This window comes from Paenibacillus kribbensis, assembly GCF_001705305.1.
GTDB lineage: Bacteria > Bacillota > Bacilli > Paenibacillales > Paenibacillaceae > Paenibacillus > Paenibacillus kribbensis_B.
On the sequence record NZ_MCBP01000011.1, the window covers coordinates 181963 to 195070 of the forward strand.

The window sequence follows — 13108 nt, forward strand, 5'->3', positions numbered from 1 at the left end:
ACGCCGGGCAGCATAGGGGGAACAGAACATATGGAGCGTTTGCTGCATCATCTGCGGAATCTGGGCTTTACGGAAATGGAAGCCAAGGTTATGGTCGAGCTATCGAGGCAAAATGCAGCTTCCGGCTATGAGGTGGCTAAGCGTCTGGGCGCATCGCGCTCCAACGTATACGCAGCTTTGCAGCGTCTGGCCGGACAGGGGTATCTCAGAACCAGCACGGGAGAGCCTGTGCGCTATAGCATGCTGCCATCGGGCGAACTGACCCGAATGATCGAGGGGCAGATGCAGGAGTCTCTGCGTGCAGTGGAGAAGGAAATGCCAAGAGCCGAGCCGGCCAAGCCGACCTTTTATAACGCGGAAGGCGACCGGAATGTGCTGGAGAGCCTGACACGTGAGTTGGAACGGGCGGAGCATGAGATTGTACTCGATTTGTGGCGTGAAGAAGCTGAACTGTTGCGGGCCGAATTGGAAAAAGCCGAAAAACGGGGTGTGCGCCTGCTATGGTCCTATAATAACGGCGAAAGCGTGCTGGGACCATGGCTGCCGCGTGCGGCTGGCAAAAATGAGCAGGAAGTGGAAGGACGCAAGTTTTCTTTTGTCGTTGATCGGCGCTGGTGCATGCTTGGGATGCGGGGAGAGAATTGCCCGACACAGGCGCTTATTACCGAGCATCCGGTGATGACAGGACTGCTGCTGAATCATTTTGCCCAGGATCTTATTCTGTATGAGCTGGAGCATGATATGGGCAGAGAGCTTTCGACCCGGTATGGCTGGCGGTATGAGGGCATTATCGGCCAATATATGACAGGTGGAGAATAACATAAGGATTACCGGCTGGAAAGTCCCAGCAGCGCCCGGCATATTGATGTAATGTATCCCTCTTTATGAGGCACAAATTGATCCGATGTGATCAGGCGGCGAGTTTTTTCCGGATTCGGTCCTGAAGTTATGCCGTGGGCTTCGAGAAAAGGAATATGTCCTTCAAAAAGGGCCAGCGCTTGCTCAAGGTCTGCTTCGTACAGTCCGGCCACTTCTTCCTGCTGGAGACGATAAGCCTCCAATGGCTGATTCCACAGCAGTCCAAACACCGAGCTGAATTCACGATCCCAAAAGGATGTGCCCTGTGCAGTTCCCTTGCTTTCATACCGAACGGTCATCAGCGGTGTCAGTGAGGTAAAAGGGACGTGAATGCCCAGTTCTTCCTCCAGTTCACGGGCGGCTTGAGATATATCTTCGCCTGCCGTCAGATGACCGGCAGCCGTAATATCGTAGTATCCGGGGAAGGTGTCCTTCGAATCCTGACGCTGTTGAAAGAGCAACCGACGGCCTGTAGAGGTGTCTCGTGCCAGCCAGCAGTGAAAAGTATGGTGCCAGTATCCTTTGGCATGTGCTTCTTGTCGGGAAGCAATGCCAAGGGGCTTGTCTTCATCATCGTAGATATCCAGAAGCTCGCTAGTCATTGTGGTTCCTCCTATAATCAGCTCAGATGTAAAAGGTCTATTTTACAGTATAACGTGTTTTCTGTTCTGAGGATATGAAGAGGGCTGTGGAATGTGCAGCGGCATTTGGGGTATGCTGGAAACATGGGGATTTGCGCCATAAATTAGGTTTATGATCGAAAGGAGCGATTTTACATGGAATGTATTGTACATTTTCGAGTCATGCATCCGGAGGAGCCCAAGGAGCTGCGCGGGCTGATTATGCTGGAAAGCGGAGGCAAACCGGGGATCGACCAAATCACAGATATGTTCAAAAATATGGGCTATGATGTACGTCCGGATAATCCGGAGGAATTGATTTTCAAGCCAATTGATGCCAGAGCAGACTATACATATATCCGGGTTATTGAGCTGGATACGGGTGAGGAAGTCTATCATGAAGACCGGAACTTACGTGCGATCCTGGAAAATTTGCTGAACAAGCATTAAGGATCAGGAGAGCTATAGGATAAATGAGATAAAGCGATCCTGTTGTAATTCATAGGAACGGAGTAAAAAATATGAGATTGTATATCATCCGCCATGCAGATCCGGATTACCCGAACAACACCATCACCCCGGAGGGACATCTGGAAGCCCAGGCACTGGCCAAACGGCTTTCCGGTCACGGACTGGACCGTATTTATGCTTCACCGATGGGGCGGGCTCTGGATACGATGCGCTACACTGCTGATGCTCTCGGTATGACTCATGAAGTGGAGCACTGGACGCAGGAACTGGCCCTGAAGCTGGAGGAGACTCCATACGGTCGTCTATCCCATTGGGATCTGCCCGGTGAAGTGATCCGCTCTGAGCAGCCCCTTCCGACGCATGATACTTGGAAGGATATTTCTTATTATCAGGGAACGCAAAGTCCCGAAACCTTCGAGCGGCTGAAGTTTCATTCCGATGAATTTCTAAAGCGCCAGGGATTTGAGCGAATCGGGGGCAGATACCGGGTTCTCAATCATACCGAGGATCAGGTGGCTGTATTCTGTCATGGCGGCTTTGGACTGACCTGGCTGGCCCATCTGCTGGAGCTGCCTCTGGCCTTGGTCTGGTCCGGCTTTTGGATGCCGCCCAGCTCCGTAACTACGGTCTTGTTTGATGAGCGCTCCAAGGACTGGGCTGTCCCGCGCTGCATCGGCTTCGGTGACGTCTCCCATCTGTATGCAGAGGGCTTGCCCGTCAGACCCCGGGGTATTATCACCAATTTTAATTAATCAGGCTTCGATATCAATATGAAAGCGGCTTAGGACGATGTATCGTCTTAAGCCGCTTATTTATAGCCGTATGAGTTCGATTGGACTAAAAATACGCTTAGCTGAAAATGGAGTTAGCTACGTGCTTCCACGTACCCTTCCAGCTTGGAGGTGCAATGTGCGCAACGGGTAGCAGCTACAGGAATTTCCGACAGGCAATGCGGGCATTCCTTGATCGTTTTTTCCTGAGGAGGTTTTTCTTCCTCTTTACGCTTCAACATATTAATCCCTTTGACCAGCAGGAACACGCAGAAGGCCACGATCAGGAAGTCGAGCAGGACGTTAATGAACTGACCATAGGCAAGAACCGCGATCCCTGCTTCTTTGGCCTGTGCCAAAGTCATGCGTGTACCGTCATTATTTAGAGGTTCGGCAGTTCTTAAAGCTACATACAAGTCCGGGAAATTCATGCCGCCCAGAAGCTTGCCAATCGGAGGCATAATAATATCGTTGACTACAGAAGTGACAATCTTGCCAAACGCTCCACCGATGATTACACCGACCGCGAGGTCGATCACGTTACCCCGTACAGCGAATTCTTTAAACTCTTTAATGAAACCTTTTCCGCTCATGCGAGTGCTCACCTTCTTTACATAAAATCAATTATTTATAATACATGCTATGTCGACCAAGGGCAATTCCAAATTGATGTATTGCATGTTGTCACAAAATCACATGTTCACTTGTCTTCTAGGTGTAAACCAATAATGGAGGCGATGATCGTGAGTTTAAGATTCAATCACAGAGCAGTGAGTCCAAGTACATTCAAGGCGATGATGGAGATGGAAAAATATATTTCCAGCCGTTTTGCGGACAAGGTACTGTATGAGCTGCTGAAAATTAGAGTATCCCAAATCAATGGATGTTCCTATTGTCTGGACATGCATGCCAAAGATTTGCTCAAGCTGGGGGATTATGCGGACCACATTTTACAGCTTGCCTTATGGCGCGAGGTTCCTTTGTTCACGGAAAAAGAACGTGCTATGCTTGAATTAGCAGAAGCCGTTACCCGTATCTCAAAACAAGGGGTACCTACAGATTTGTATAATCGGGTCAGAGAGCATTTTAGTGAGGAAGAATATGTGGATTTAATCATGGCGGTTAACGTTATTAACAGTTGGAACCGGATTGCCATTGCGACGGGGATGTATCCGGGTAGTCTTTAATGGAACAGGGGGCCACGCTTTGACTGGCAAAGAACAAGGGATTGAACAGGAATCGGTGGATTTAAGTCTGGAGGAGCTGTATCAAAAATATCGCAAATATTCGTTTGCCATTGCTTATCGCATGCTTGGAACGGTTACAGATGCCGAGGATGTAGTTCAAGACTGCTTTGTCGAGCTGGAGAATAAGCCCCTGAATGACATACAGAATCCCAAAGCCTATGTAGCCAAAATGACGATGAATCGGTGTCTGAATCTGCTGAACTCTGCACGTAAGCAAAGAGAGACGTATGTTGGAGAATGGCTGCCGGAGCCGCTTGGCGAAAGCACAAATCTGCCTGCGGAATGGCTGGAGCGTAAGGATATGATTTCTTACGCTTTTCTCGTTCTGCTGGAGCAGCTCAAGCCAATCGAACGTGCTGTCTTCGTGCTGAGGGAAGCTTTTCAATACGATTATAAAGACATTGCAGAATTACTGGGAAAGACCGAGAGTAACTGTCGTCAGCTGTTCAGTCGCTCTCGTCGTATTCTGTCTTCCGGGGAATCTGTCCTTGCCGCTCCGCCAAGCAATCCCCAAAATAATGCAACCAGAATAAAGCTGCTGGAGCGTTTTACCTCGGCCTTTCTCGCCTACGACGTGACTGCTATGCTGGAACTGCTGGCTGAACAGCCTGCTTTTGTGGCGGACGGCGGAGGCAACGTGCATACGGTGATGAGACCGATGGTGGTACGCAAAGGCGTTCTCGCCCTGCTAACATCTCGCCGGGTGCTAACTGCATTGCGGGAGAGAGAACTTGTCCACACCGTTATCAATGGTGAATTACAACTGGCATTTCTGAAAGAAGGCAAAGTGAAAGAAGCCTTATGTATCAGACTGACACCGGACGGGGAGCATATTCAGGATTTTTATTTAATGATCAATCCGGATAAACTGGGACATATTCATGTAAGACAAGAAGGAGCCAATAAGCTATAAAAATAGCCTCTCCTCACGTAGCTGCTTTAGGTGAGTATTTACATGAACCTAACTAATCCACAAGGCCATCAGATTATTCTGATGGCCTTGTGGATTTTGCTTTGAAACGGGTAGATTCAAGCACAAATTTCTTTCACAACTGCCGAGCCTGATGTAGAGCCAGATCGCCTACCCAAGGGAGTTTAAGCCATTTGCCTTGTCCCGCACGGATTAAGAGGATGATCCACAAGGCAAGGCCTGCCAGCGTCAGCAGGGAAGCGAGTAAAGGACCCAGTAGCGGAATGAATCCGGCAAGCACATGACCGATCATGAAAGCTACAAACAAAAATATGGATTGCAGGGCGTGAAATAATACGAAGCGACTTTTCTTCTCCAGCATGACAAAGGCCAGTGCGCCAAGGAATGCAAACAGGTAGCACAGGACAGCTGCTATATTTTCATCCAATCCCGTGGAAGACTTATAGACTGACATATCAAAGTGATCCCCCTTTATAAGTTATTCAAGCTCAGGCTCTGTACTATACAAACTATGAGGTCGGGAATGTAGGATATGCTAACCCTCGGCAGAAAAGTTCAAACGCTATAAGCCGTACTCGAAAAATGAACATAAAAACGGAGTAGGCGGAATGGTGCTGTACAAGCGAAGCACCATCCGTCTGCGCAGTGACACGATAGAAACTTTTAAGTTCGATTTAGGTAAGATGTGTATGAAATATGAAAAGGCCGAACGAAAGTGAATTCGCTCAGCCATTTACACAGTTATACACAAGTTTTACACATGTTGTACGCAATTTATCCACTGTATCACCACGCTTATCCACAAAATAAACATGGTTTATACACAAATTGTGCACAAACTGTAGACAATACGATATTTACTCACATGTTGCGCACATTTTGTCCACAAACTATCAACAAGTTGGTCTTAATAGTGGATATCTTGTAGTATTTATCGGTCTCCACGTTGTAAACGACGGCGTGGATGCGTGATTTTACCCTTTTTATTCTCGTCATCCTCTTTGGGGATAAGTCGTTCATCAGTGCGTCCGTCATGATGATTATCAAAGGCGTATTCGGTCATTTTCCACTCGGAAGTACCTAAAACAACATCAGCGGGAAAATGCTGACCTCTGTGCAAATGCTGCTCATGTCCATCCTCATCCACATAAATCCCATCCACTTCTACCTTTTCGCCCGTTAGCGGGAGTAAATCCTTTCCTTTGTGTTCCATTGTATCCCCTCCGTCTGGCTTATTCTTCATTAAGTTGTCCGGATGGAGGGGCTTTTATCCACAAGCTGGTGCAAAATATCCTCGGCAATCCGGTCTGCGGGATGGGGCTTGCGAAGCAGCTCAATCGACTGCTTCATCTCCTCAGCGAGAGAAGGGCTGGAAATCAGCTCGATACAATGCTGGATGAGCTTCTCCGTCGTGCGAGCAATGCGGGCGGCTCCTTTTTGCTCCAAATACAGGGCGTTATTTAGCTCCTGACCGGGTACGGGCTTGAACACAAGAATGGGCAGACCGGATGCGATGCTTTCCGAGAGTGTGATGCCGCCGGGCTTCGTAATCACCATATGGCTTGCTCGCATGAGTGCGGGAACATAGTCCACGAATCCATAGGTGTATATATTGGGATGGCCCGCATACAGCGCATCCAGTTCTGCTTTCAATTGCTGGTTGCGCCCGCAGACGATCAATAGTCTTAGCTGTGGAAGCTGGCTTAATTGCCGACAGATGTCCAGTATGCCAGATAGTACACCATAGGCTCCTGCCATAATCAGCAGCGTTGTAGTCCCTGAGATTGGCTGCGGGATCGTATGCTGCTGATTAGCTGCTTCTTCCGTGGACATAGGATAAAAAGAAGCATGGATGGGTATTCCCGTAGCGACAATGCGCTCAATGGGTATTCCCCGCTGCGCTGCCTCCTGCTGGATATCCTCTGTGGCTACATAGTAGCGGTCAATATCGGGATGTAGCCAACGCCCATGCAGGTCGAAATCCGTAACCACGTTGACAATCGGCAGCTTCATTCCCAATTTGCGACGCAACACCGGGAGAGCCAGCTGCGGGAACGTATGTATAACCAGGTCGGGTTTTTCTTTGTCGAGTGTAAGCGCCAGTTGTCGCATTCCAAAGGAATGCAGCACACTACCAAAGGCTGATTTGGCCTGCATCCCTCGTGTGATGTTATATACCCAGCCGTAAAGCTGAGGAATCGTCTTGAAGCTTTGCATATATACAAATTTGGTCAGATCATTCAACCAGGGATGGGATTCAGCCATCAAGTCGAGTAGTTGTACCTCACAGCGTCCGATTCTTCGCAAGCTATCCATGATTGCCCGGGCGGCCTGCACGTGGCCTTCTCCGTAGCTTGCGTATAAGATTAATATTTTTGGTGCTGCGGCTTCCATGATGTTTAGCCCCCTATTATTCAATAAGCGCAAAAAGCTCATTTCAGGAACGTTCCAGGCTGAGGGAGGATACGGCTGGCAAAATGTAGCGCTCCAGTAGTGAGCGCGGATTTTTCCAACGGCTGACCTTGCTGTCTGCTGTAAATACCACGACTGCATCGGCTTCAGGCACAAGATAAATTTGCTGTCCTCCATGTCCATGCGCACATGCGTAGTCGATGCCATGAAGTCGTCCAGTCCACCATTGGAATCCGTAGTCTCCGAATTCTGGATAACCTTCAACCTGTCGCTGCGTCGCTTGACGCAGCCAATCGGCCGGAATCAGCTTCTGTCCATTCCAGAAGCCTTGATGAAGGCAGCAATCGCCAAATTTAGCCATGTCACGTGATGTGAGATACAGACCGATGTGCCCCATAGTATAACCCTCAGGATCTTGAGCCCATCCGCTTCTCCCGAAACCTAACGGCTCGAAGAGATGCTGTAGAGCGTACGTATAGGCGTCAGCTCCGCAGCATTGGGTTAGCAGCACGGACAACAAATGCGAATCCACACTGCGATATTGGAAAACGCCAAATTGATCTGCCCGCACTGGCAGGCGCAGGGCAAAGGACGGCCAGCTTTTGCTGCGATGAAAACGGCGGATAAAAGCCTCGCCAAGCTTTTTGCCCGTCTGCCAGTACAGACCGGATGTCATCGTCAGCAAATGGCGAATCGTAATCCGCTCCAGCAGCGGGTCCTCCCGCCGTGGCAGATACTCAGGCAACAACTTATGCACAGCCGTCTCCGGCCCGGGCATATCGCCACGTGCCATGGCAATACCGATGAGCGTGGAAGTGAAGCTTTTGGTCACGGATCGCAGATCGTTCAGAGCGCTTGCTTTGTGTCCGTTGTAATAGCGTTCCCAGATCAGCTTGCCGCGGCGAAGCAGCAGGAAGCTGCGCATTTTAGTAAACTTTTTCTCAATTTCACGGTCAGCCTGATTGAGCAGGGAGGCATTGACGCCCTCCTCCTCACAAGTTCCGGTGTTCAGGACAGATAGACGGGCGACCGGGGCGGTGAACAACGGAGCATAGCGGCGCATCCTTTTCCCTCCTTGTTATGTTTATTTATTTTACCCCAAACACATACACTCCAAAAGCCGATAAATAAGGTATACCTCTGTGAGCCAGCTAGATTGTTACTCCAAATAACATGAAGCGTAAAAGATAGGTAAAATCAATGTAAATTTACTGGAAAGCTGAAAGCAGTATCTGAATATGTTATAATGGGGTAGTGATTCAGCCAAACGAAGATCGGTTAATAATAGTGTCAGGTACATGCCTTGCATAAGGTGTTCCCGACCTAAGCTGCATTAGACATACTACTTCACTGCATAAGGACATCTATACTTTTCGGCATTCTCTTCAACGGAGCACTTATTTTCAACGTTTTGGGAGGGAGTTACATGGCAACGAAAGGTCACAATGAAGTTAAGGAAAGTCTGCGGGAAATGACTCGAATTTTCCGGCCTAAGGATCCCAAAAAATTTGTAAAGGAATATGTGCGAAAATACCGGATTACAGGAGGGTATGAGGAAGAGTTAACCATGGTGGTGGAAAACGAACTCGGTCGCATAAATTCTTCAGTATCTTAAAGGGTACGATTACCCGCAAAACTAGAAATACGCCTTTTATAAACCGTCTATCCACAGAGGAGACGGTTTTTTTGTGTTCGTCTTGCATACAATGGGATAGGTTTAGTAAAAATGGTGTGACAAAGGAGGCGGATTCCAATAGAGATAGCGATACGAACACCGGAGGAAATCGGCTACATGAGAGAAGCCGGACGCATTTTGGCTGATTGCCATCGTGCCCTGGAGAGCCGTATTCTTCCGGGAATCACAACGCTTGAAATTGATGCATGGGTGGAACAGTTTTTGAGCAAGCGCGGTGCCACGCCAGAACAAAAGGGCTATAAAGGCTTTCCTTATGCCACCTGCGCTTCGGTCAACGAGGTCGTATGTCATGGCTTCCCCTCGGAGCGGGTGCTGCATGATGGGGATATTGTGACCATCGACATCGTGGTCAACAAGGACGGCTGGTTGGCCGACCGGGGATGGACCTATGCGGTAGGTGACGTCAGTCGTCCGGTCGCGCGGCTGTTGCGACAGACTCATAAGGCGCTGGTGCGCGGAATCGAGGTTGCCCGTCCGGGGAGAACGTTGGGGGATATCGGGCACGCGGTGGAAAAAACGGCAGGCTGGCGACGCTTTGGCATCGTCAAGCCTTTGATCGGGCACGGGATTGGCCGCCAGATGCATGAGCCGCCGGATGTTCTGCACTACGGCCGTGCCAGAACGGGATTACCGCTGCGTGAAGGAATGGTGATTACCATCGAGCCGGTATTTACCCTCGGAACCGAAGGAGCCGTGCTGTGGGACGATGATGGGTGGACCATCAGCACGGCCGACGGCAGTTGGGGCGCACAATACGAGCATACGATTGCAATCACGAAGAACGGCCCATACATTTTGACCTCGTAAAGGATAGTGTGCCTTAGGGAGTCCAATGTGCTTTTCCTTTGCATTAGACTCTCTAGGTGAATTTTTTCTCAGGATGATTCTTCATGGTGTACATAGATATTTTGCATGGTGTTCATAGATATTTTTCGATAGAGCAACAGATAGATACTCAGCTCAATGGGAGAGGATACGGCCATCACAATTCCAGCCACTTTGCCGTCCAGCCCAGGAAAAAAACAGATACACAGGATCAGCGCAAGAATCGCAAAGCCCACAGAAAACAACCTGCCAATAAAGATGGGTTTGGTATTGCCGATTAATATCGACCGCCCAATAAAATATTCTACCCACGGATAAAATGCGACATAGACAGCCAATATGCGCAGCAGTCCTCTTGTTTCCAGCAAAAGCTCTCCATTCAATCCCAATACATTCCGCAACACAGGGTCACCTGCAAATCCGAAGGATAACAACAACAGCAGCAATGGCGACAGGATCGACAAAAAGCTTAAAAATATCAGAACCTCCCGGCGCTTGGACGTATAAAATTGAATGACGATCTGATGTAATGAGCTGCAAAACCAGACAAACAAATTCAAAATTTGCAGGGCTACGGAGAAGGAGGCCACGGCCAAAAGCGGGTCCGATGTATTGTTCAGCGCAGCTTGTATGGAAGGATTCAGAATGACCAGCACCAGCGCCGAATACAGCAAAGGAAGGTAAAAAGGGAGCAAATGTTTTGCATGCTGGATGGTTTGCTCTCCGTTGTCAGTCGGCAGCTTTCTTTTCAGAACCCGCCCTTCTAAAAAGGTGACGACCAGCTCAATGAGAATGCCTGCAATAAAAATGGCGGCCCCGATTCGTCCGTCATTAGTCCAGCCTGCACGGATTAAAAACCAGGACGCGATCAGCATCACGACAATACGTATGGACGAGCTGAATGTCATCCATGCGGTTCGATGCTTGTTAATGATAAGGCCCTGATAAATGTTACGGACAGCGACCAATATGTATAGTAAAGTAAGAACCTGAAATACGTTCTTGGTAGGTTCGATCAATGCCGGGGATACGCCGAATACATACTGAAAGACCAGATTACCTACGGGTGTCAGCCCGATACTCCAGCCAACGATCAGTACAGCCGACGCTACGAATGCACATAAAATGCCGATAGAATGAACCGACTTGCGGTCATAGCCGAATTTGGTGGTCATCTGCCGCACGGCGGTTAACGGCGTTTCCAGAAGCAGGCACAGGCTGACGGCGACCGCATAGCTGCTTAATGTAAATGAAGGATGCTCTGAACGCGCGAGCACGGCATTCACGATGACATGCGTTAGTGCGGCAATCAAAGATGAAATGCCAAGCGGAACATAAAATAAAACGATTTTATTCAAGTTGAATCCTCCAATAACAACTGAGTAGTGTGAGAGCTGCTGCAATATCGAACTTCATGAAACAATGAACATTCTTATTATAGATCAAGATTCGGCTCGTCGATAGAATAAAAAGCATAATATTGGAAATAGGAGTGGGAATCAAATGATGATCAGGGAAGCGACGATAACAGATGCCACGGATATCGCCAAGGTGCATGTGGATTGCTGGAGAACGACATACAAAAATATAATGCCTGACGAGGTTCTGGAACAGCTTTCCTATGGGCAGAGAACAGAGCTGTGGAATGCGAATCTTTGCAGTGAAGATGGTCGTCTGGTATTTGTAGCGGAAAATGAGAAGGGGGAAATCATCGGATTTGTAAGTGGAGGTCCGGAAAAGTCAGGAGAATACCCCCCGTATGGGGGGGAAATAACGGCTATTTATGTTCTAAAAGAATACCATAGTTTGGGATTGGGGAGGGGCTTATTGATGCGTCTACTACAGCATTTCAGCAGTATGCAGATTCACTCCGCGATCGTGTGGGTGTTAGCGGATAATCCAGCATGTACATTTTATGAAAGGCTGGGGGCCAAGCTGGTAGTAGAACAGCATCTTATTCATATAGGTGGCAAAAACCTGAATATGTTAGCCTACGGCTGGGAAACTATTCCGATAGAATCCGCTTTTGTCCTTCAAGAGCACGAATAGGCGCGATATTTTGCGTGAATTCCAGTGTTCCCAGATAGCGGCCTTCGGCATCACGAATGGCAAAATAACGGATGTAGACAAATTTGTCCTTGATCGGAATCCAAAAGTCTTCAACATCCTTGCGGCCGGCCTTAAAATCCTCCAGCAGCTTCTCAACGACATGCATGCTTTGCGGCGGGTGGCAATTTTGTACGGTACGACCAATGACGGCTTTTGTGCGGGCAAAGATCCGTTCTTTGCCATGAGAGAAATAGCGAACAATATCATTTTCATCGATAAAGGTCAAATCAACGGGGAGGTGGTTCATCAGCAGTTCCAATTGTTGCACGGATAGAATCCCCGTCTCGAATCGCACGAAGCCTTGCGGCGTTCCTGATGCATCTTCCTTTTGCTCAAGCGCTTCTACAGGCTCCTCTGCCCGCGCGGGTATCCATTCCCGTTCGGGAGCGGTCAGACAGAACCCGATTTCCGCGCTTTCCCGAGCTATTTTCAGCCATTCATCCTCAGTTAGCTTGCCAAGTGCCATCGGCAGTAAAATATTCTCTTCCTTGAATATCATTTCGTTAACTTCGCTTATGATATGGGCAAGTGCCTTTCCGATCAGCTCACGATCTCCGTTATATTGGGTGAGCAGATTCTTGGCCTCCTTGATCGCATTACGGATGCCGTCGTCCACTCCCCACATCACTTTGGTAGGACCGAATATGCCGTAGCGCTCCAGATAAGGAAAGACCAGATTTTCTTTACGGCTATAGTGCTTGTCGAGATCCATCAGGAGACTTAAATCCTCCAGCAGCTTGTAAATAATCTTGGGGCTGTCGTCCTTTTGAAATTGGTCTGCGTGCAATGACAGCTTGAAGTTGACCAGCCGTTCGATCTCGCGGTTTTCCAGTTTAAATGTGTGGACAGGATGCCCCGGCTGTTCCTCCGGTCCTGAAGGGCGGTGAATATCCTCAATAGAGCCCTTGAATATCGACGTATGCACAGAACAGAGACGTTGAACTTCCGACACGGGGATTCCCTCCTCGGTCATCAATGCATGCTCCATGGCTGAAATTTCTGCCACACTTACTCCGCCTACGGCCTCAGCGAAGCGCGCTTTAACTTCCTCCACGCTTTTTCCGGCATGTAATTCTTTTATAATTTCCTTCAGGATTCGTTGACGTTCCGTTAATTCCTGTGGTGTATGTTCACGGTTGTTAATTAGCTCGCTCATGATCTGTAGCTCC

Annotated in this window: 16 protein-coding genes; 8 read left to right on the forward strand and 8 right to left on the reverse strand. The window is 48.7% G+C overall.

The annotated features are described in order from the left end of the window. Nucleotides 1-30: 30 nt before the first annotated feature. Nucleotides 31-819 (forward strand): TrmB family transcriptional regulator, encoded by a 789-nt coding sequence (locus tag BAZ21_RS19470; RefSeq protein ID WP_068504246.1) that lies wholly within the window; start codon nt 31-33, stop codon nt 817-819. A gap of 8 nt (nt 820-827) precedes the next feature. Here the strand turns inward: BAZ21_RS19470 and BAZ21_RS19475 are convergent, their stop codons facing one another. Then, the gene (locus BAZ21_RS19475; protein ID WP_068504248.1) at nt 828-1460 is read right to left on the reverse strand and encodes an NUDIX hydrolase; all 633 of its coding nucleotides are present in this window, start codon (nt 1458-1460) and stop codon (nt 828-830) included. Between the two features lie 174 nt (nt 1461-1634). On the opposite strand from BAZ21_RS19475, the gene BAZ21_RS19480 reads away from it, so the two are divergent. Both BAZ21_RS19480 and BAZ21_RS19485 read left to right on the forward strand, forming a co-directional pair. Then, nucleotides 1635-1928, forward strand: coding sequence for a hypothetical protein (locus BAZ21_RS19480; protein ID WP_068504250.1), 294 nt, complete (start codon nt 1635-1637; stop codon nt 1926-1928). 71 nt (nt 1929-1999) lie between these two features. Then, nucleotides 2000-2701: a histidine phosphatase family protein gene (locus tag BAZ21_RS19485; protein ID WP_068504252.1), complete on the forward strand. Its 702-nt coding sequence runs from the start codon at nt 2000-2002 to the stop codon at nt 2699-2701. 113 nt (nt 2702-2814) lie between these two features. Here the strand turns inward: BAZ21_RS19485 and mscL are convergent, their stop codons facing one another. Next, on the reverse strand, nt 2815-3312 hold the full coding sequence (gene mscL / locus BAZ21_RS19490) for a large conductance mechanosensitive channel protein MscL (protein ID WP_068504253.1): 498 nt from the start codon (nt 3310-3312) through the stop codon (nt 2815-2817). 150 nt (nt 3313-3462) lie between these two features. On the opposite strand from mscL, the gene BAZ21_RS19495 reads away from it, so the two are divergent. After that, entirely contained in the window at nt 3463-3906 is a 444-nt protein-coding gene (locus tag BAZ21_RS19495) for a carboxymuconolactone decarboxylase family protein (protein WP_068504344.1), read from the forward strand. A 19-nt stretch (nt 3907-3925) separates the two neighbouring features. Continuing rightward, nucleotides 3926-4879, forward strand: a complete 954-nt coding sequence (locus BAZ21_RS19500; RefSeq protein ID WP_068504255.1) for a sigma-70 family RNA polymerase sigma factor — start codon at nt 3926-3928, stop codon at nt 4877-4879. Nucleotides 4880-5012: 133 nt separating this feature from the next. Here BAZ21_RS19500 and BAZ21_RS19505 read toward each other — a convergent pair whose 3' ends face one another. The 4 genes from BAZ21_RS19505 to BAZ21_RS19520 form a co-directional block, all read right to left on the reverse strand. After that, nucleotides 5013-5351 carry a DUF4870 domain-containing protein gene (locus tag BAZ21_RS19505; protein WP_068504257.1) on the reverse strand — a complete coding sequence of 113 codons (339 nt, stop codon included), beginning with the start codon at nt 5349-5351 and terminating at the stop codon, nt 5013-5015. 477 nt (nt 5352-5828) lie between these two features. Further along, complete coding sequence (locus BAZ21_RS19510; RefSeq protein ID WP_007428349.1) at nt 5829-6110, reverse strand: hypothetical protein; 282 nt, start codon at nt 6108-6110, stop codon at nt 5829-5831. A 29-nt stretch (nt 6111-6139) separates the two neighbouring features. After that, nucleotides 6140-7291, reverse strand: coding sequence for an MGDG synthase family glycosyltransferase (locus tag BAZ21_RS19515; RefSeq protein ID WP_068504259.1), 1152 nt, complete (start codon nt 7289-7291; stop codon nt 6140-6142). Nucleotides 7292-7334: 43 nt separating this feature from the next. Then, on the reverse strand, nt 7335-8372 hold the full coding sequence (locus tag BAZ21_RS19520) for a serine hydrolase domain-containing protein (protein ID WP_068504261.1): 1038 nt from the start codon (nt 8370-8372) through the stop codon (nt 7335-7337). Nucleotides 8373-8735: 363 nt separating this feature from the next. Between BAZ21_RS19520 and BAZ21_RS19525 the strand changes: the two genes are divergently transcribed. Beyond that, nucleotides 8736-8924, forward strand: a complete 189-nt coding sequence (locus BAZ21_RS19525; RefSeq protein WP_007428354.1) for a hypothetical protein — start codon at nt 8736-8738, stop codon at nt 8922-8924. Nucleotides 8925-9062: 138 nt separating this feature from the next. After that, a complete protein-coding gene (map, locus tag BAZ21_RS19530) occupies nt 9063-9812 on the forward strand; it encodes a type I methionyl aminopeptidase (RefSeq protein ID WP_068504263.1) in 750 nt (249 codons plus the stop codon). 68 nt (nt 9813-9880) lie between these two features. Here map and BAZ21_RS19535 read toward each other — a convergent pair whose 3' ends face one another. Then, nucleotides 9881-11188: a hypothetical protein gene (locus tag BAZ21_RS19535; protein ID WP_068504265.1), complete on the reverse strand. Its 1308-nt coding sequence runs from the start codon at nt 11186-11188 to the stop codon at nt 9881-9883. 145 nt (nt 11189-11333) lie between these two features. Here BAZ21_RS19535 and BAZ21_RS19540 point away from each other — a divergent pair, with 145 nt between their 5' ends. Further along, nucleotides 11334-11879 carry a GNAT family N-acetyltransferase gene (locus BAZ21_RS19540; RefSeq protein ID WP_068504267.1) on the forward strand — a complete coding sequence of 182 codons (546 nt, stop codon included), beginning with the start codon at nt 11334-11336 and terminating at the stop codon, nt 11877-11879. Here BAZ21_RS19540 and BAZ21_RS19545 read toward each other — a convergent pair. Next, nucleotides 11836-13095, reverse strand: a complete 1260-nt coding sequence (locus BAZ21_RS19545) for a DUF438 domain-containing protein (RefSeq protein WP_068504269.1) — start codon at nt 13093-13095, stop codon at nt 11836-11838. The genes BAZ21_RS19540 and BAZ21_RS19545 overlap by 44 nt on opposite strands. Nucleotides 13096-13108: the final 13 nt, after the last annotated feature.

What these genes read in the sequence shown, in the direction of transcription:
- BAZ21_RS19470 (WP_068504246.1), top strand. Translation starts at nt 31, where the DNA reads ATGGAGCGTTTGCTGCATCATCTGCGGAATCTGGGCTTTACGGAAATG.
- BAZ21_RS19475 (WP_068504248.1), bottom strand. Translation starts at nt 1,460, where the DNA reads ATGACTAGCGAGCTTCTGGATATCTACGATGATGAAGACAAGCCCCTT.
- BAZ21_RS19480 (WP_068504250.1), top strand. Translation starts at nt 1,635, where the DNA reads ATGGAATGTATTGTACATTTTCGAGTCATGCATCCGGAGGAGCCCAAG.
- BAZ21_RS19485 (WP_068504252.1), top strand. Translation starts at nt 2,000, where the DNA reads ATGAGATTGTATATCATCCGCCATGCAGATCCGGATTACCCGAACAAC.
- mscL (WP_068504253.1), bottom strand. Translation starts at nt 3,312, where the DNA reads ATGAGCGGAAAAGGTTTCATTAAAGAGTTTAAAGAATTCGCTGTACGG.
- BAZ21_RS19505 (WP_068504257.1), bottom strand. Translation starts at nt 5,351, where the DNA reads ATGTCAGTCTATAAGTCTTCCACGGGATTGGATGAAAATATAGCAGCT.
- BAZ21_RS19510 (WP_007428349.1), bottom strand. Translation starts at nt 6,110, where the DNA reads ATGGAACACAAAGGAAAGGATTTACTCCCGCTAACGGGCGAAAAGGTA.
- BAZ21_RS19515 (WP_068504259.1), bottom strand. Translation starts at nt 7,291, where the DNA reads ATGGAAGCCGCAGCACCAAAAATATTAATCTTATACGCAAGCTACGGA.
- BAZ21_RS19520 (WP_068504261.1), bottom strand. Translation starts at nt 8,372, where the DNA reads ATGCGCCGCTATGCTCCGTTGTTCACCGCCCCGGTCGCCCGTCTATCT.
- BAZ21_RS19525 (WP_007428354.1), top strand. Translation starts at nt 8,736, where the DNA reads ATGGCAACGAAAGGTCACAATGAAGTTAAGGAAAGTCTGCGGGAAATG.
- BAZ21_RS19540 (WP_068504267.1), top strand. Translation starts at nt 11,334, where the DNA reads ATGATGATCAGGGAAGCGACGATAACAGATGCCACGGATATCGCCAAG.
- BAZ21_RS19545 (WP_068504269.1), bottom strand. Translation starts at nt 13,095, where the DNA reads ATGAGCGAGCTAATTAACAACCGTGAACATACACCACAGGAATTAACG.